The sequence below is a fragment of the Psychrobacter sp. PP-21 genome (assembly GCF_033790785.1).
Taxonomy (GTDB): domain Bacteria; phylum Pseudomonadota; class Gammaproteobacteria; order Pseudomonadales; family Moraxellaceae; genus Psychrobacter.
Window position 1 is genome coordinate 36,480 of the sequence record NZ_JAMYEB010000013.1, and the last position, 19,847, is coordinate 56,326.

The following is a 19,847-nucleotide window of genomic DNA, read 5'->3' on the forward strand; positions in this document are numbered from 1 at the left end:
AGCAATAAATAATCAAATAACGGGATGATGGATCGCTTTATATCATTTTCCATGTCATATCGTTTTCGCTCAAACGATGATAATTGAGCTGCGGATAAGCAGACAAATCAACACTCTGTAAATTATTCAGCGCCGTAAGTAGTGCCTCGTAATACGGCTCAATCATCGCAAACTGTACTGGTGTCGTATGCTGCACATTTAATAAGCACTTGTCCTCCAAGTCCTGACTAGCCTGACGCAACTGCGGTACCCCTGTGTAACGACTACCACCCAGTATACGGTGCGCGATTTGTGCCAGTAGGCTACGGTCACGTGCTTCCCATGCTTGAGTCAATGCTTGCTTTTCCTCATTGATCGTATCAATCATCATGATGATAAGCTTGGCTGCTAGATCAGGTTTATTTGCTGATCGAGTCAGTGCATCTTGCCAGTCTAAAATCTCAGACGTATCTTCGGTCGTACTTACGTTGTGTTGATTTAAGTCTTGATTTAGGGTCTGGTGTAAGTTTTGATGCAGATTATGATCTGCTTGCTCATAAACTCTCTCATCTATACTCGCACTCATATCTTCAGAAGCATACGCTACAGGTGCCGCTTGTGAGTCTAATAACGGCGCGCGTCCTTGACTATGCAGGCGTACCCCTGCGTAGCGTGGCTGGTTCTCAGGCGTCGTTTCTCGTCTATAATCCTCTCGAGGCTGGCTGTCACGTAAGTAATCATCCCGAATTTTTTTCAATGATAAAGGCCGAGTAACTTTTACCTGATCTTTTGCCTGATTTATCGTATCAAGCGTACCTCTAACCCTGTCATTGTCTTTGGCTATAGGATAAGGCGCTGTCTTTGAACCTGAAAACTGCGTTGCGTGTTCTTTAAGATCTATATGCGTCAGGTCGGCACTTTGTGGGTCAAAGCTTTGTAGATCGTTATTGTGTGGATCAAAACTTTGTAGATCAGAGCTTGGTAGGTCAGTGAGTGGTAAACCAGATGCTTGTAAGTCTGTATGAGACAATGCGGTGAGTTGTGGCGAATTGCTTGTACGTCCCAGCCATTTTTGTAGCACTTGTAGCAACTGCGGTTGGCTAATGGGCTTACCAACGTAGTCGTTGATACCACTGGCAATCAACTTGTCACGCTCATCAGCTAAGCCGTGCGCTGTTAGCGCGATAATAGGAATACGGCTATCAGCAGTTTCAATATTACGAATTTGCTTGGCCGCTTCGTGACCTGACATACGCGGCATTTGAATATCCATAAATATCAAGTCGATATGACTTTTGTCTTGGGCAGCGGCTTTATCTTCAACTCCTGCATCTTCAGTATAAAGCGCAGTGCTTGATTTCTTATTTACTTCATCACGCGCTTCTGCTTTAGAGAGCTGCGTCTTATTTGATAGACTCTGCTTATCATTTTTGGCAGTTTTGACATTTTTGGTTTGTTGCTTACTGATAATCTCTATAGCATCAAACCCACTACTCGCTGTGATGACTTGAATACCAAGCTCACTCAATAGTGCATCTAACACCAATAAGTTTGGCAAATGATCATCAACTGCTAGCACCGTAACCCCTTTCCAGCGCGGCGCTTGCAAGCTACTTGGTACGCTGCGGTTTTGCGTATCAAGCATCGCATAGAGCTGTCTTTTGTCTAACGGCTCATACAAGATATTAGCGTGATAACGGTTCAGCAGCGCTTGGTCAGCAGCGACTTGGTAGCCAAACACAGCCAGCTTACCTTGATAGTGCAGACGTATTTGCTTGAGCAGGGCCATCATGTCGTCTTGCGTATCATCATCAACAATGACCCAATCCCAAAAATTCCCATACTCTTTTAGCGACTCAAGTACCCCTGGTAGTGAGTTGGCTTGGGTTAGCTTAATCGGTAAGTATTGCAAGCTTGCTTTGAGCACTTGTATTGAGGCGGTATGATTGATCCAGACCAACACATTAAACTCATCGGTCTCGCTCGCAAGCGGCGCCAAAACTGGTAGCTCAATGGTCTGACCAGTTGCTGCTTCTAGCACATCGACATGAGCTGGCATACGGAACCAGAACGTCGCGCCTTGATTGGCAATATTTTCTTGAGCATTGTCATGAAACCCAATGTCACCGCCCATCAGACGCGTCAGCTGTTTGGAGATGACCAGTCCCAATCCTGTACCGCCATATTGACGCGTGATGGATGGATCGCCTTGGCTGAAGCTTTGAAACAGCATTTTTTGATCAGCAAGGGATATGCCTTTACCACTGTCCTGCACACTAATCATCAGATAATTATCACGATGATCATCCAAGCTCACTCGCACCACCACATCGCCACTATCCGTGAACTTAATGGCATTACCGACGATATTGGTCAGTACTTGCTTAAGGCGTAGCGCATCGCCATTGATACGCATCGGCACATCATTGTAGAACAGTACTGCCATACGCAAACCCTTCTCCGCAGAGACAGGAGAGAGCATATCGACCACATCGTATATCGTGTCATAAAGATCAAACTCATGACGATCAAGCACTAACTTGCCAGCCTCAATTTTAGAAAAATCTAAAACGTCATTTACTAGAGCGAGCAGGTGCGCCGAAGACTTACGAATGGTCTGTACGTACAAGTCCTGCTCAGGGTTTAGCTCACCGTGGCGCGCCAGCAAGTTGATAAAACCATCAATACTGTTTAGCGGGGTACGCAGTTCATGACTGATATTAGCTAGAAATGCAGACTTGGCTTGGCTGGTTGAGATTGCTGCATCACGTGCGTTTCGGATAGAGATGTTTTGCATCTCCATCTCATCAAAAGCCAAACGTAGGTCATCTTCGGTCTGCTCGGCGTGGTCTTTTAGTTCTTGGAAACTCCTATGCAGTCGGCGCAACGTCCTAACTAGATCTTGCTGTAATAAATTGAGCTCACCATCTGACTCGACTGGCACAGGCTGGTATAGATTGTCGACATGGGTACGTTGTAACTGCAAACGCAGCTCATAGATTGGCGCAATCCAACGTTTTGAGTAGATATTTAAGCTGAGCAATAGAATTAAGATAGTGAATAGACCTGTGATCACCAGGGCCATCGCAATACGATAACGGGCAATATAAAGAGGCTCATTATCCATATCGACCAGTAGCCACAAGGTCTGCCCTTCAAACTCACCCAAAACACTGCCATATGCTGTTCCTACCGGCGTTGGTTTTTGTGACAAGAAACTTGCCGAATCAGTGATTAGAGGCCATTCTTCATTCAGACCATAGCCAACGGTTGCCAAGACCTGATTGCCTTCATTGATGATAGCGATACGCTGTACATGCTGCTCAGACTGCATGCGCCCAAGCTTATCTTGTATGCTTTCAAGCGTGATTGCAGTTTGCGATGCACCGTTTGTGCTGCTTCCTATTTGCTGACGCTCTTGCGCTAATAGATCAGGGATCAGCTCTGCAATAACTGGTGTATAACGAATAAGTACCGCTTCGGCCAGCACTTCTTGCTCTGAGTCACTAGCACGCATGGTTTCGTGAAACACCAAAATACCACCCACTGCTGCCAACACGCAGATGGGTAGAAACACCAGTATGACCAACTGACCATAAGCACTACTGGTATCGAAACGTTTTCTATATGCCATGCTCGCCCTACTCTATACCAAATTTTGCAGTGAATTTTGATGCTACTTCTAACATGCGCGGCCCAAGCGATTAACGATGCCAGCCTGTTTTTTCACACAATAGGTTGTATCACGCCTGAGATTATCTTAACAGGATTCTATAAATGACGGTTAATCATCAACACCCATTCAACTAACAAGCTAGCTCAGTCACTATTATTCCATCATGCGATAAGCGCAGCTGAAAACAAAATGATATAATGACGCAACTTTTTATTTGCCACAATAGATCGCTCATAGTCAACACGTATGGGAGCGTATTCTACTGCCTTCACGTTTTGGTTTGCTTCTCACCATAAACCAATATACAAAGCAGCTGTCTCAAATTATTATCAAACAATAAAAACAGTAACCCTATCCAAAACGGTTACCCAAAAAATATTCTAAAAAATAAATAAGGATCCCTTATGTCCGCTACGGCCATATCAAACGCCAACTTTATCACTCAAGTGACCACGCTTGCTGATTGTGTCGGTCAAACGCCACTGGTTAAATTACAGCGTCTGCCTGAGCAAGAGCACATCGACAATGGTGCCACGCTATTGGCTAAACTAGAAGGCAACAACCCTGCTGGTTCTGTAAAGGATCGCCCTGCCTTTAATATGATCTATCAAGCAGAACAGCGCGGCGATATCAAGCCTGGTGACATGTTGATCGAAGCCACTAGTGGCAATACTGGTATTGCGCTAGCCATGGTCGCGGCAATGCGCGGTTATCCAATCACCTTGCTAATGCCAACCAACTCAACGCAAGAACGCAAAGACGCTATGATTGCTTATGGCGCGACGTTGATTGAGGTAGATGAAGGTATGGAAGCGGCGCGTGACTTGGCATTACAGATGCAAACCGATGGCAAAGGCATCGTGTTGGATCAGTTTAACAATCCTGATAATAGCCAAGCACATTACCTAACCACAGGGCCCGAACTATGGGCACAAACCGACGGTAAAATCACTCATTTTATTAGTTCAATGGGTACTACAGGTACCATCACAGGTGTATCACGGTATCTAAAAGAACAAAATCCAGATGTTCAAATCATTGGCTTGCAACCCGATGAAGAAGCCTCTATTGCGGGCATCCGCCGTTGGCCTGCTGCATATATGCCAGGTATCTTTGACGCAGACTTGGTAGATGACATCATGGATGTCGACCAGAACATTGCTGAGATTTACATGCGCAAATTGGCGAAGAACGAAGGGATTTTTGCTGGTGTATCCTCAGGCGCCGCTACCTGGGCAGCAACGCAAGTAGCCAAAAACAATCCTGATGCGGTCATTGCCTTTATCGTCTGCGATCGTGGGGATCGTTATTTATCAACCGGTCTATACAGCGTCGATGATAGCGCTACAGATGACGCCGCCAATTAAGCTTATAACCAGCTAGCTGACAAATAGTAAGCTGATAAATAGTTAGGATTATTCATGTCACAATCGCTACCATCTGACCCCATACTTGTCTTTGATATCGAGACGGTTGCCGATATTGATGCCGCGCGTCGTATCTATCCGCAGCTGGCGCAGCTCAACAATGCAGATACGTTGAGCGCACTGACGGCAATCCGGACGCAAGAGGCAGGGCATGACTTTATGCGCTTGCCACTACAGCGCATTGTCTGTATCTCAGCGTTATATATCAAAGACGGCAAGTTATCGTTATTTTCTTTAACTGCAGATAAGTTTAGCGAAAAAGACATACTTGCTAAGTTTTTTCGAGCGTTTAGCGATGTTGAGACATTGCCACAGCTCATCAGCTGGAATGGCTCGGGCTTTGACATCCCTGTACTGATATATCGTGCGATGCAGTACGATTTATCGGCGCCATGGCTGTTTGAAGAAGGCGAACGCATCAAAAACATGCGTTTTGATAACTATGTCAATCGCTTCCACACGCGTCACCTTGATTTGATGGACAGATTTAGTCAATACGGTGCCAGCCGCCGCGAAGCTATGGATATCGTCGCCAGTTTATATGGCTTACCAGGCAAGACTGACGTTAATGGTAGCATGGTCGGTGATCTAGTCGAGAGTGGAGACTGGCAGACCTTATCTATCTATTGTGAGTCTGATGTGATGAACACGTGGCTTATCTATCTACGCTGGTTACGTCTTACAGGGCAGTTATCCTCACCAGGCTTCGATGCTTGGCAACAGCAGAGCTACGACTATCTGGCACAGTATACCCAAGCAGACGGTAGTCCGCGGCACCAAGAATTTATTGCTGACTGGTCATCGGCACCCACATTATAGCCATAATACGATCAGCAGCTCTCACTCCCCTTTTCTAGTTATTTATTTTATTTATTATTAAGGCAGGTTTATGCAACCCACCGATTCAAAAACGCCTATAGCATCTGATGCGACATCACAAAACAGTGGTATTCAAACGAATGAAGCTCAAACGAACGATACTCAGAAGATTGCTATTCCGCCTAGTAAGAAAAAATCTAAACCATCATCAAAAACGCGTCGTCGTTTAAAGGATGCAGAACCGATTCCATTTAACATTGATGGCTTATCACATGATGGTCGCGGCGTTGCTGTCTATGGTAATGGCTTTGGTATTGATGATGGTCACGCTGAAGACAAACACGGCAAAAAGATATTTGTCAGCTTTGCCCTACCGGGTGAAAGCGCCTTGGTCAAAATAACCAATAGCCGTGCCAGTTTTGAAGAAGGGGATGCAATTAGTATTACTGCCAATCCAAATCCTGAACGTGCGGTACCGCCTTGCCCGCATTTTGGGGTTTGCGGCGGTTGTAACTTACAGCACTGGCAGCCAGATGGTCAGATAAATTTTAAGCAAACTGTACTTGCTGAGATGCTGGTACATCAAGCCAATGCAGTTCCTGACAACTGGCTACCTCCTGTCGTTGGCGACCGACTTGGCTACCGTACCAAAGCACGTCTAGGCGTACGTTACGTGGTCAAAAAAGAAACGGCGCTGGTCGGCTTCCGTGAGCGCTCAAGCAACTTTTTGGCAGAGTTAAATGAATGTCATATCTTAGACCCACGTATAGGCTTTGAGATCGAAAACCTAAAGACTCTAATTAGCACATTGGACAGTCGCGACAAGATTGCTCAGCTTGAACTTGCGATGGGTGAGCATTTGCCTGAGCTGCCCGATGGTAATCAGCCAGTTGCCCTTATCGTACGTAACTTAGAACCATTGTCAGATGCGGATATAGATAAACTAAAAGTATTCTTTGCAGCGCGTAACTGGCAGCTATATCTGCAGTCGAAAGGTGCTGATAGCATTCAACGCATCGCTTTAACCGATGCTGACGACTTAAGCGAGCAGTTTGGTCGCTTGTATTATCAACTGCCAGAATATGACTTAACTTTTGAGTTTATCCCTACTGACTTTACTCAAGTTAACCTATCTGTAAACCGTCAAATGACAAAGCTGGCTTGCGACTTGTTGGACCTAAAAACAGGCGAGCGAGTGCTGGATCTCTTCAGCGGTTTGGGCAACTTTAGTCTACCCCTAGCGCGTCTGGTTGGGGAGACAGGTTCAGTGGTTGGGGTCGAAGGTAGCGAAGCCATGACCGAACGTGCGGCTGACAACGCACGCCGCAATGGTATCAATAATACTGAATTTTATAGTCAAGATTTGACGCAAGACTGCACTGACAAGCCTTGGGCCAATCAAGGTTTTGATGCACTATTGATCGATCCACCACGCTCTGGTGCGTGGGAGATTATGCAGTATTTGCCAAAGTTCAATGCGGAGCGTATCGTCTATGTCTCTTGTAACCCAGCAACGCTTGCTCGTGATACAAAGGCCTTGCTAGAGCAAGGCTATCGTCTAACACACGCGGGTGTAATGGACATGTTCTGCCATACAGGTCATGTTGAATCTATTGCTCGCTTTGAAAAAGTAGCCGTTTAATTTAAGCCTTATCACATGACAAATAAGCCATATTAAGTAGACGTTTGATGATGACATAATCTGATACAAAATTTGGATCAGTTCTTATCAAGAAATAGCGGTTACTTCATACAATTAGCCACAGTCATTACAGACGCTCGCTTGATTTGTCATTTCAAAGTGAGATAATAGTAAACAATCTTCTTATATTTTAGATGAAAGTATGAGAAGTACCTACGCTCATAGCTTTATATATTTTACGCGCATTTTATAGCTGCTAAAAATAACATTTTTAGCAGTTGTATTGGTTTATAGCTGGCACTTTATGAATCGTCAATTCAGAGTGTGTGCATAGTAGATGAGGTTATAATCAATTCAAAATAGCTAAGAGGAGTCGGCTATGGTAAAGATTCGTGAAGGATTACCACTGGTGGATGGACAGACCACACAGGCCGATAGTGCAACACTAGCGGCGCAACTGGTGGCGAGTCAACGCTCTCATCAGTCGGCCAATAGCTATGCCCAAATTCCCCTCGATATCAAATACCAGCTGGCAACTCATAAACTACATACGACTTTTGATCGCTCCGCTGCACATACTTATGATGGCCGCGATCCCAAGCTTGATAATGAGCAATTGGACAATACCTACGCGCAGTCAAATGAAGAGCTCGACCCTGTTGATATAGACCAAGCCAATATCGACGTCCCAACATGGCTAGATAATGTTGCCAAACGCATTGGACAAGAGTCAGTGCCTCATCTTAGTGCTGCCTGTGAGTTTATCCGCAATCATATGAACACCAGCCAATCTGAGCGTTCAGGGGCTTATGTAACTGGCATCGGCATGACTGACATATTGACCTATCTCTATCAGGATGAAGATGCGCTCGTTGCAGCTATGCTATACCGTAGTGCTCGTAAGTCGATCATTAGTCTTGCTGAAGTAGAGAAAAACTTCGGCTCAGATGTCCATACCCTTGTCAAAGACACTTTGGCCATGGGTAAGCTCTCAGAAATTATTGAAAGCAACAAGCGCTTAGAAGACCACTTCGTAAACAACCAACGTGATCAGCTGTCAAACATCTACAGTATGCTTATCTCTGTCACCAATGACGTGCGCGTGGTTCTTATTAAGCTGGCAGAACGTACCTTTGCCATGCGTGAGCTGACCTTTTCTAATGAAGAGCGTCAGAGCCGGGTTGCACGCGAAGTCATGACTATCTATGCACCACTCGCGCATCGCTTGGGTATTGCACAGCTAAAATGGGAGCTTGAAGACTTGGCTTTTCGTTATCTTGCGCCTGACAGATATAAAGAAATTGCCAAATTACTGTCAGAAAAACGCAGCGAACGCGAATCCTACATCCAGCGTGTGCAAGACAAGCTCAATGATTCACTAGCACAGGCAAATATTGAAGGTGAGGTATCTGGACGTGTCAAACACATCTATTCCATTTATCGCAAAATGAAACTTAAGGGTTTGTCGTTCGATCAGCTTTATGATATTCGCGCACTACGTGTATTGGTAACCAATCCCTCTGACTGCTATCATGTTTTGGGTCTGGTACATGGCTTGTGGCGTTATATTCCTGAGCAGTTTGATGACTATATTACCAATCCAAAGTCAAATGGCTATCGCTCTCTACATACTGCAGTCATTGCTGAGAACAAATCACTAGAAGTGCAGATTCGTACGCACGAAATGCATTTTGAGGCTGAGCTTGGCATGTGTGCGCATGTCAACTATAAAGAAGGTCTGAAGAACAAAAAGGACAATTACTTAAACCAAAGAATCAGCTCACTGCGTCAGTTATTGTCTATTAATAATGAAACGCGTAGTCAAACGCGCTCATCCGCACTGACAAGCGAAGACGATGACACAGAGTTCGATGAAGAAGAACAACTCGTTGATTTCGACGAGCTCGAACGTATTTATATCTTTAGCCGTGATGGAGACATTACCGAGCTGCCCAAAGGTGCAACTGTTCTTGATTTTGCCTACTACGTGCATACTCAAGTAGGCAACAGTGCCCAAGCCGCTCGAGTCAATCAGCGCTATGTACCACTGACCTATCAACTCAAAACAGGTGAGCAGGTTGAGATTATCACCAAGTCTTCACGTGAGCCAAACCGCGACTGGTTAGTGGCCTCACTAGGTTATATTCATACCAACCGCGCGCGCTCAAAACTGCGCCAGTGGTTCAACAAGCAAGACCGTGATAAAAATATAGAGATAGGTCGTCAGATGCTCAGCAAAGAGCTTGAGCGTCTGTCTGTACATCCTAACAGTATTGATTTAAATGACTATATTCAGCATTTTCACGTTAATACGACCGATGATATTATTGTGGGTCTTGTTACAGGTGATATTGGACTTAATCAGCTTACCAGTCATATATCGCGTCAGCTGCATCTAGAGCCTGAAATACCGTCAGAGAATTTTACCTCTCATGTAGACAATAGAGACTCAGGTAAGATTGATGCTTACAAAATCCATATCGATGGTCTAGATAATATTGAAGTCAACTTAGCAGGCTGCTGTCATCCTGTTCATGGCGAACCAATCGCTGGATATATTACGTTATCACGAGGCGTGAGTGTTCATAACCGCGGTTGCCCTGAATATACACGTCTGGTTGAGCGTGACCCCGAACGCAAAATCGAGGCAGCTTGGGAGGTGCAATCAGGTCGCTATCAACCAGTTGATATTCATGTAGAAGCGTACGACAGGCGTGGTTTATTACGTGATCTGACGCAAATTATTGACAAAGAAAATGTCAATATTCGCCAAGTTCAAACCCTTAGTAATGATGACAATATTGCCTTTCTAAAGTTTCATATCGAGGTTTCAGGGTTGGCACATTTGTCTAAGCTACTAGCAAAGCTAGAGCAGCAACATGGTATTTTGCATGCTCGCCGTGCTGTCGCCTAAGTCATACCGTTATCTATATATCGATTATTTAACAATAGAGTTGTCATAAGAATACTATGCCTGAATTGCCAGAAGTAGAAACGACCAAAACCAGCCTTGCACCGCTACTGGGACAACAGGTAGCTGATATAAAAGTGTTCCAACCCAAATTACGCTGGGCAATGCCAGATGACCTAGATAGTGTAGTGAATCACACGTTAGATAGCGTGGAGCGTCGAGCAAAATATCTCGTTCTCAATTTTTTACCTGTCATAGTTGATGATAAATCTGCCTTCATCAAAACAGCATCACCACTTCAGTTGCTCGTTCATTTAGGAATGTCAGGTAGTTTGCAGCAGCATCCCTATGGTACTGATAAACGCAAACATGATCACCTGATCATCACTTTTAACAATGCTGACAATACAAAGTCTCAACTACACTACTATGACCCTAGACGTTTTGGCTCAGTACTATGGTACAAAGATTACGGTGCTAAATTATTAGATCACTTAGGTCCTGAACCACTCTCAAAAGCGTTCACTGCAGATTATTTGTACGCGTTGATTCAACGTACTGACTCTGGTCGTCAAGATAACCTCAGTACAAAACCGGACAGATCCTTATCGACCAAGCAGCAAAAATCTATCACTCGAGCCATTAAATCAGTGATCATGGAACAAAAAGTTGTGGTAGGTGTTGGTAATATTTATGCGACCGAAAGCCTTTATCTATCAGGTATTCATCCCGCTACCCCTGCTCACCAAATCTCATACCAACAGCTTAATATTTTGGTTGATCATATTAAAGATATCTTAAAAAAGGCTATTAAGCTTGGGGGCTCGACGCTACGCGATTTTACAGTAGCAAGTGGTCAGACTGGTTACTTTCAGCAAACTTTGAATGTTTATGGTCGCCAAGGAGAGCACTGTCTACATTGCGATACTATATTGGAGAATATAAAACTCAATGGTAGAGCCAGTGTTTACTGTCCAGAGTGTCAACCGCTAGCGTAACCGTTTGCTATACATGGCGCTTTATTTTATCTTAATCTCAAGCGAGCACTCTTACCAAGTCGCTCTAACTGAGCAAAATATGTTTTATTGCAGTAAGAATATCCTGCGCATTCTTGTTGCTTATTGACGTGCATCTTGCTTTAATAGAAGGAGCTCTTACATAAACAGTGCAAGCTATTTATTTTTCTGTAATACTATACCCGTATATCGTTGCCGCATTATTCTCGTGTGAAGACAGCAGCAGCCATTAATCATACTAATTATGAATCTTAGGATATCGTCATGACTGTTAAAGCTAAAACCCAACGCACAGTTAAGCAAAATCTTTTTACTGTTGTTGCTACCTTAGGGTTAATGGTTGCTAGTATGCAGCCTACTTTTGCAGCCATAGAAATAGACGAGACTGACTTTGGTCCTTCATACGAAACAATGGTGGTTGATACAGTCGTTGGCAAGCCATTACAGCTCGTTAATGCTGTCGCTGGTACCGCAGTGTATCTCGTTAGTCTCCCCTTCTCACTTATTGGGGGTAATGCAGACCAAGCGCAGCAAAAATTGTTTGTTGAGCCTTGGGATGCCATGGGAAGATGTTTAGGCTGTACCGTTGCCGAAGACAACTACTATAAATCGCAGGTTGTTGATAATAATATTGTACGTATCGTCGTTGATCAACCATCAGAGATTTTGATTAATACCAACGATTACGTGGTTGTCACGCCATAGAACTGTCATTCCATAGATTACTACTGTTAACGGTTTTTTGGGTAGTTTAAGAACTGTCAGCTTGTGAACAAACGATTTATGAACAGACACAAAAAAAGGCTAACGTTACGTTAGCCTTTTTTGTTGCTTTATTTTAGAGATACTAAAATATTAAGCACCTTTCTTGCTACGACCGTGACGCTTACGCTCACTTTCGGTCAAGTAACGCTTACGGATACGTACCGCTTTTGGCGTTACTTCAACCAATTCGTCGTCTTGAATAAACTCAAGCGCTTGCTCAAGAGTAAATTTGACGGCTGGCGTCAACGTCAATGCTTCATCGGTACCACTTGCACGTACGTTGGTAAGCTGTTTAGCAGTCGTTGGGTTAACTGTCATATCATCGTTACGAGAGTTAAGACCAACAATCATACCTTCGTAAACTTCAAGCTGTGGCTCAGCAAATAACTTACCACGTTTCTGTAGGTTGAATAGTGCAAAACCTAAGCAAGTACCGTTTGCCATAGAAACCAATACGCCATTAGAGCGACCACCAACATCACCGATCTTTTGTGGACCGTAATGTGAGAAGCTTGACGTCATGATACCGCTACCTGAAGTCAATGTTAAAAACTCAGAGCGGAAACCAATCAAACCGCGAGCTGGGATCGTGGCTTCAATGCGCATACGGCCTTTACCATCAAGCTCCATATTGGTCATCTCGCCTTTACGTAGACCGACCTGCTCCATGATAGAACCTTGATGCTCTTCTTCAATATCGAAAACAACGTTTTCGTACGGCTCTTGTAGCTTACCATCAACTTCTTTTACGATAACTTCTGGACCTGATACGCCCATCTCGAAACCTTCACGGCGCATGTTTTCGATAAGTACAGATAGATGAAGCTCACCGCGACCTGATACTTTAAATTTATCAGGAGACTCAGTATCTTCTACACGCAATGCCACGTTATGAATCAACTCACGCTCAAGACGCTCACGAATATTGCGTGACGTCACAAACTTACCATCACGACCAGCAAACGGTGAGTTGTTTACTTGGAAGTTCATCGATACTGTAGGCTGATCAACCGTTAGTGGTGGCAGTGCTTCAACATTATTAGGATCACAGATGGTGTCAGAAATATTTAGTGCATCGATACCAGTAATACAAACGATGTCACCCGCCTGTGCATCTTCGACATCGATACGATCAAGACCATGATAGCCCATTATTTTTAAAATACGACCATTACGTGTCTTACCATGTTTATCGATAATGGTCACTGGCGTGTTGAGTTTAACTTTACCACGCTGGATACGACCAATACCAATCACACCAACAAAGCTGTTGTAATCAAGGCTTGAGATTTGCATACGGAAAGGAGCATCAGCATCAACTTGTGGAGGCTGTACAACATCGACGATAGTTTTGAACAGTGGGGTCATGTCATCAGCCAGATCGTCTGCTTCTAGACCTGCAATACCATTCAATGCCGACGCATAAACAACTGGGAAATCAAGCTGTTCGTCATTAGCACCTAAGTTATCAAACAAATCAAAGATTTGATCCATTACCCAGTCAGGGCGTGAGCCAGGACGGTCAATTTTATTGATGACAACAATTGGTTTTAGACCTTGCTCAAATGCTTTTTGCGTTACAAAACGAGTCTGAGGCATTGGACCATCAACAGCATCAACAACTAGCAATACGCAGTCAACCATTGACATTACACGCTCAACTTCACCACCAAAATCGGCGTGACCTGGGGTATCAACAATGTTAATACGGTATTCAGTTTCTGAAGTCTGATCTGTCCAACGGATAGCTGTGTTTTTAGCCAAAATAGTAATACCACGTTCTTGCTCAATATCACCTGAATCCATTGCACGTTCAGCGATGTTTGCACGATCACCAAAAGTACCAGATTGATGTAATAATTTATCAACCAAAGTTGTCTTACCGTGGTCAACGTGGGCAATAATTGCAATGTTACGCAGGTGTTTGATATCGTTCGCCATATAAAATGCTCGTGTCGTCTTAAAAAAATGCAGTAGCAATAAGCGCCGCTGGATAAACTCTTATCATCAATCAGATAGATATTAAAATCTAGATAACACAATATAAGTACTATCAAGAAATTCAATATAATCAAATATCTATGCCGATAAATTCATCGTACAGATAGCTATGCTAATGTACATTCTGTCAATTTACAGAATGTTTGGGTGGCTAGTATAACATTATTGATTCATAAATTTATGAAATAACTTACTTTTCTCAATTCACAAATAAAAAAAAGCCACCCATTAGGTGACTTTTTTTGTAACCGTATATTTAACTATACAGCTGATTAGCTAATACTTATTGAACAACCATATCTTTAGTTTGCTCAACAGTCATCGTTTTGTCACCAGTGATGATGGCATAAACACGACGGTTCATAGCACGACCTTCTTCAGTGTCGTTTGATGCGATTGGGTTGTCATAACCGTAGCCAACAGTTGATAGACGGTTTGGAGCAATACCGAATTCGTTGGTTAGCATAGATTTAACAGCAACGGCACGAGCTTCAGATAGACGTTGGTTGTAACGTGCTGAAGGACCAGTCTTAGAAGCATGACCTTCTACACGAGCTGTAGAGTTAGGATACTCACGCATCTTCTCTGCTACTTTAGCGATTTCTGGCTGGTATTGAGCTTTGATAGCTGATTTGTCGTTGTCAAAGAATACACGTAGTTCCATTTTCAGCTCGTCAGTAATATCTACTGGTACTGGGCAACCGCGTTCATCAACTACTACATTCATTGGAGTGCCTGGGCATGCATCCATGCTATCAGGTACGCCATCACCGTCAGAATCAAGGTCAGCTTCAACAACAACTACTGGAGTAGTATCAACCATTGGCTCTTGCATTGGTGGTACTGCTACTGTAGGTGCTAAATGACCACCAAGTACAACTTCTAGACCGGCCAAGGCCATGCCTTCCCACCAGTTGTTATCAAAGTTGTGGATTGCACGAGCTTCACCACGTAGGCTTAGTGCATCGTTGATACGATACATAGCACCTAGACCTAGGTTACCGATAGTGTCTGTAGTATTTGCGACTTTGTCACCAGCACTGTTTTCAATGTCAAGTTTAGACTGACCAGCACCAACTAAAACATATGGCTTTAATGCACTATCAGTATAACCAGTAAACTCTTCAGTACCGATCAAGAAGTTACCAGAAATCATTTCTTGTTCTGCATCAAAGTTATCAGAACCATTTTGACCAATAGCATCAGTATCTGATACACCATACTCTACTTGGAACTGAGTAGAAGGAGTCAATTCGATACCCAATGCCGCACCAGTATATAAGCCGTCTTCTTTGTAAAAACTATTACTATCTTGGTTGCTTTGCAACAGTTCAGCTTGATCATCATCAGCGCCTTCGCTGTAATGATAACCTAGTAATAGTGGGCTGATAGTTACACCAGCATTAGCTGCTAAAGGTGCCGCTGTTACAGCGAACAGTGCTAGAGCGATTTTATTCAGTTTCATGGACTTCCTCCAAAGGATAATTTTAGTAATGCATTAAGCAAAACCGATTCTCAAGACGTTTTCTTTAAAGTAGACATCTTTTACACATTTAAGTTACAGAGCAAAACTAATTAAGAAGCAGCTTAGCGATTATCGATTCAGTTTACAACGTTTTTCGTTAACGAGCTACACATTATTACACGATGATGTTGCAACTAAAACACAATCCATTGCCTAAGTTACTCAGAACTAACACACCTTACGAATTTTATCTATTGCATGTGAGTTCACGATAGGTATCGATAAGATCATAACTATCGTTTGAACATATTTTATTACAATTTATAATTTTTCTCTATGTTTAATATGGACAATTCACTAATTGAAACATTTTTTGACAGTAGGTATATATTCTGTTTATATTAAGACAGTCAACATTGTTCTAGGCATAAAGCAAATTTGCCAACGCACCAGTTTTGTATACTAACTTTAGCTGCAGCATTTAGCTACATTAATCGAAAACCTCTAAGCATCGCGTTCGGTAGAAGCTATAGGACAGGCTAGATCATTTGTTAAAATAACTGAATACTATAGGACATAGCAGGTTATGAAATGGCGGCATAAGATATCATCAGGCAGTAGTCGAGGCTTCACTCTAATTGAATTGATGGTGACTATTTCAGTGCTGGCTATTGTCACTGCTATAGCGACGCCAAGTATTTTGACACAATTAACACGCATGGAAGCAAACCGTGTTAAAAGCCAGCTGGAAAACACACTATCTCTGGCTAAAGCTGAAAGTTATATCAGTAGACAAGATATAATAGTTTGTTTGTCTAAAAACGAAAAACGATGTCATAAAAATGGTGATAAAACGCTTCTGGCGTTTGTAGATAAGAACGACAACCAACGTTTTAATCCTAACGTAGACACTTTAATAACTAAACAGACCCTGAACCTGAAATACAGCACGGTAAAATTAAGAGCAAGCAACCGTCACTACACTAAGTTTTGGGGAGATAGCGGCAAACCTCGAGGACACTTCGGACATATCAAGTACTGTCCCACCTCTTCTTACAACCAGACAATGTACCAGATATCATTCAACCAAGCAGGTATTGTCAGATACAAACCTAACGCAGACCATCCTACTGGTTGCTAGCATGACGAAAGAGCTCATGCTGACTATATGACTTGAAAGAATAAATTCACTGATAACGCTGCTGCTGTTGCCATAGTAGCCGACTTTGTAATGGTTGATAGTCAAGTAAATGATCTATCAGATGCCGATGCAGCTTTGACCAATTGTTTAGTGTCGTCTCAACAATACCAAGATGTGCCATTTCAATAATATCCACACCTTTGAGAACCGTTTGGCTAGTACTACTTTCCAAATGCTCAGATTCAGTATCGTTTTGTGCAATAGGCAGTAGACCTACATCAGGTAAAAACCGATAAACACCATCAGGCTCAATATTATCTTCGACATTGTCATGTGTTAGCGTTAACGTAAAACCAAGCTCATTAAACAGATGTTTTTCAAATTGGCGCAAACATAGGCGTAGCTCATTAGCACTCAAGGACTGCTTGAGGCGCTCTAAACTGGTTTGATAATGTTGCCACAAAATAGGCATTGGATCTTCGGTAGGTAACAGCCGCCACAGTATCTCATTAAGATATAACGCTGCATATTGGTGTTGACCATTGATATTGGCGTAAGGTACTGCTTGTGAAGTCTTGGCAAAACTACCTTCTAATGCACTATCTGTTTGAGTGACCGTTTGCGAGGTGATATGAATTTGACTGAATGTCTTTAAATCACGTTTACCCGTCGCAAAAAGTTGCAAAGGCATAAATAGCGGTGCGCCTTTTTTCCCAATACCATGAATCACACCATGCTGCTGAGAAAAAAGATAATACAACGCACGCTTTTCTTGGTAAGGTCGCTGATGTAATAAATAGCCAATTAACGCTTCGTTACGCATCGTTTATTACCTCAGCATTTAATATATGGGTAACACTACCGCACTACCCTTTGATCGCTATCAATAGCCCAAGCTGGTCAATGCACGTTCGTCATCAGACCAACCGCGTTTTACTTTGACCCATAATGTCAGCATAATCTTCTTATCGAACAGCTGCTCCATATCTTTACGCGCATCCATACCGACTTGCTTGATGCGTTGACCTTTATCACCAATGACGATAGCTTTTTGACCACCGCGCTCAACAAATATAGTCGCATCAATAAAAGTGCATGCTTTACGTGGACGCCCTGTTTTTGGATCAGTATGCGCAGGTTCATCTTTAAAAGCGTCAATCTGTACGGTCAAGTCATAGGGTACTTCATCACCTGCACTACGCATGATTTTTTCGCGGATGATTTCACTAGCCAAGAAGCGCTCTGAGCGATCAGTGATTTGCTCTGTATCATAGATAGGTGCGGCAATTGGTAGATGTGAGGCAATGACTTCTTGTAGACGATCTAAATTTTGGTTTTTGAGCGCAGATACTGGAACAATATCAGCAAAATCGAAACTTTCATTGAAGGTTTCAATAAGCGGTAACACACTGCCTTTGTCTTTTAGCGTATCCGATTTATTAATCACTAGTACGACTGTCAAATTGGTTTCACCAAGTTTTTGCAACGTCAGCAAATCATCATCACGCCATTGATCTGAGTCAACGACAAATAATACGAGATCAACATCCACCAAAGCAGACACTGCTGCTTTATTCATGCGCTCGTTAATCGCACGCACCTCATTACGATGAATACCTGGCGTATCAACAAACACAGCTTGCATTTCATGGTTCGATAAAATGCCATGAATACGGTGGCGAGTCGTTTGTGGCTTACGTGAGGTAATAGATAACTTTTGACCAAGCAGATGGTTCATCAACGTTGATTTACCTACGTTTGGACGTCCAACGATCGCAACATAACCTGATCTGAAGTCATCAGCCATGCGAGCATTATTACTTGGTGAAAAAAACTCTTCGATCGCCATATCATTGTCTACTGTGACATCTTCTACGTTATCACTATCGCCATCAGTAATTTCGATATTGTCTCGGTCTAAACCAGTATCAGCATGTTCGATCATGTCTTTAGTGTTGTTTTCTTCATTTGATGGCAAATCAGTACGATTGCTCATAAGGTATTCCTATAGGGGTTGTATCTGGCCAGATATCGCTTAATAGCTTGCTTATATCGTTGCTATTGGCTATCGGCCAGTAATATTTAAAGTTTTAAGACGATTGATAGGTAAGGTGGCGTTAAACAGTGCATTTCAAGGTATCCTCGCTTGAAAGTGACACTCTACAGTTAAAATATTTTTGCGGATATCGATAGCCATTCACTAAGGACGCTTTTTGGCTGATCCTGGAAGTTTATGTAGCTGATTGATCATAAGCTCTGCTGCTTTTTGCTCAGCAATACGGCGACTCTCACCAGATTCAGTAATATCAGGACAGTTATTGATATTGACGTGACAGCGTACTACAAAGATTTGATGGGGAGCATTACCGCGCGTTTCCATTAGCTCATAGTTTGGCAAATCAAACTGCTTCGACTGTAGCCACTCTTGCAAACGGCTTTTGGCGTCTTTTAGTGCTTTTTGGTCGTTGACGTTATCGATCAAATCTCCATACCATGACAGCACGCAGTTTCTAGTAATATCCATATCATGACTGTCTAAGTAGATAGCACCAATCAATGACTCTACTGCGTCAGCCAGAATAGAGGCGCGATTGCGACCACCACCTTTACGCTCACCTACTCCTAATATTAGATGGTTAGACAACTCCAAGTTTTGTGCAATGATAACCAGTGACTCTTGGCGTACAAGCGTGGCACGCATACGAGTGAGACGTCCTTCATTCTGATTAGGATAACGATGGTATAGCGCTTCGCCCACAATCATACCCAACAGCGCGTCGCCTAAAAACTCTAAACGCTCGTAGTTTTTTTTGCTGTCAAATGAGCGATGTGTCAATGCAAGCTTTGGGAGGCTCAAGTCATTAAAAACATAGCCTAACTTACGCGTCAATACCGCTAACCGCTGAATAAATTCTGAGCTAACAACAAGCGTGTCGACAGACGTGCTATTTTTTTTGGGAGTAGGAACCGCTTGGGAATGTTGCGAAGTTGGTTTCATGCGTGGC

Annotated in this window: 13 protein-coding genes; 7 read left to right on the plus strand and 6 right to left on the minus strand. The window is 43.1% G+C overall.

The genetic code is table 11. The features are described 5' to 3' along the window. Positions 1-37: 37 nt before the first annotated feature. A complete protein-coding gene (locus tag NJD71_RS10370) occupies positions 38-3,613 on the minus strand; it encodes an ATP-binding protein (protein ID WP_319051892.1) in 3,576 nt (1,191 codons plus the stop codon). Positions 3,614-4,059: 446 nt separating this feature from the next. Between NJD71_RS10370 and cysM the strand changes: the two genes are divergently transcribed. The 6 genes from cysM (at position 4,060) to NJD71_RS10400 (ending at position 12,175) form a co-directional block, all read left to right on the plus strand. Next, entirely contained in the window at positions 4,060-5,022 is a 963-nt protein-coding gene (gene cysM, locus NJD71_RS10375; protein ID WP_319051893.1) for a cysteine synthase CysM, read from the plus strand. 54 nt (positions 5,023-5,076) lie between these two features. After that, a complete protein-coding gene (locus NJD71_RS10380) occupies positions 5,077-5,901 on the plus strand; it encodes a 3'-5' exonuclease (RefSeq protein WP_319051894.1) in 825 nt (274 codons plus the stop codon). A gap of 70 nt (positions 5,902-5,971) precedes the next feature. Further along, a complete protein-coding gene (rlmD, locus tag NJD71_RS10385) occupies positions 5,972-7,543 on the plus strand; it encodes a 23S rRNA (uracil(1939)-C(5))-methyltransferase RlmD (protein ID WP_319051895.1) in 1,572 nt (523 codons plus the stop codon). Between the two features lie 379 nt (positions 7,544-7,922). Then, complete coding sequence (locus NJD71_RS10390; protein WP_319051896.1) at positions 7,923-10,457, plus strand: RelA/SpoT family protein; 2,535 nt, start codon at positions 7,923-7,925, stop codon at positions 10,455-10,457. Positions 10,458-10,513: 56 nt separating this feature from the next. Next, positions 10,514-11,452: a bifunctional DNA-formamidopyrimidine glycosylase/DNA-(apurinic or apyrimidinic site) lyase gene (mutM, locus tag NJD71_RS10395; RefSeq protein ID WP_319051897.1), complete on the plus strand. Its 939-nt coding sequence runs from the start codon at positions 10,514-10,516 to the stop codon at positions 11,450-11,452. A 282-nt stretch (positions 11,453-11,734) separates the two neighbouring features. Further along, a complete protein-coding gene (locus tag NJD71_RS10400) occupies positions 11,735-12,175 on the plus strand; it encodes a hypothetical protein (protein WP_319051899.1) in 441 nt (146 codons plus the stop codon). Positions 12,176-12,325: 150 nt separating this feature from the next. Here the strand turns inward: NJD71_RS10400 and typA are convergent, their stop codons facing one another. Beyond that, positions 12,326-14,176 carry a translational GTPase TypA gene (gene typA, locus NJD71_RS10405; RefSeq protein ID WP_319051900.1) on the minus strand — a complete coding sequence of 617 codons (1,851 nt, stop codon included), beginning with the start codon at positions 14,174-14,176 and terminating at the stop codon, positions 12,326-12,328. Between the two features lie 343 nt (positions 14,177-14,519). Next, entirely contained in the window at positions 14,520-15,701 is a 1,182-nt protein-coding gene (locus NJD71_RS10410; RefSeq protein WP_319051901.1) for an OmpA family protein, read from the minus strand. A gap of 586 nt (positions 15,702-16,287) precedes the next feature. Here NJD71_RS10410 and NJD71_RS10415 point away from each other — a divergent pair. Beyond that, the gene (locus NJD71_RS10415) at positions 16,288-16,842 is read left to right on the plus strand and encodes a pilus assembly FimT family protein (RefSeq protein ID WP_319051902.1); all 555 of its coding nucleotides are present in this window, start codon (positions 16,288-16,290) and stop codon (positions 16,840-16,842) included. A gap of 46 nt (positions 16,843-16,888) precedes the next feature. Here the strand turns inward: NJD71_RS10415 and recO are convergent, their stop codons facing one another. From recO to rnc, 3 genes are all read right to left on the minus strand, one after another. Next, positions 16,889-17,665 carry a DNA repair protein RecO gene (recO, locus tag NJD71_RS10420; RefSeq protein ID WP_319051903.1) on the minus strand — a complete coding sequence of 259 codons (777 nt, stop codon included), beginning with the start codon at positions 17,663-17,665 and terminating at the stop codon, positions 16,889-16,891. A 60-nt stretch (positions 17,666-17,725) separates the two neighbouring features. Then, positions 17,726-18,691 carry a GTPase Era gene (era, locus tag NJD71_RS10425; protein ID WP_319051925.1) on the minus strand — a complete coding sequence of 322 codons (966 nt, stop codon included), beginning with the start codon at positions 18,689-18,691 and terminating at the stop codon, positions 17,726-17,728. A gap of 351 nt (positions 18,692-19,042) precedes the next feature. Beyond that, entirely contained in the window at positions 19,043-19,840 is a 798-nt protein-coding gene (rnc, locus tag NJD71_RS10430) for a ribonuclease III (protein WP_319051904.1), read from the minus strand. Positions 19,841-19,847 lie beyond the last annotated feature (7 nt).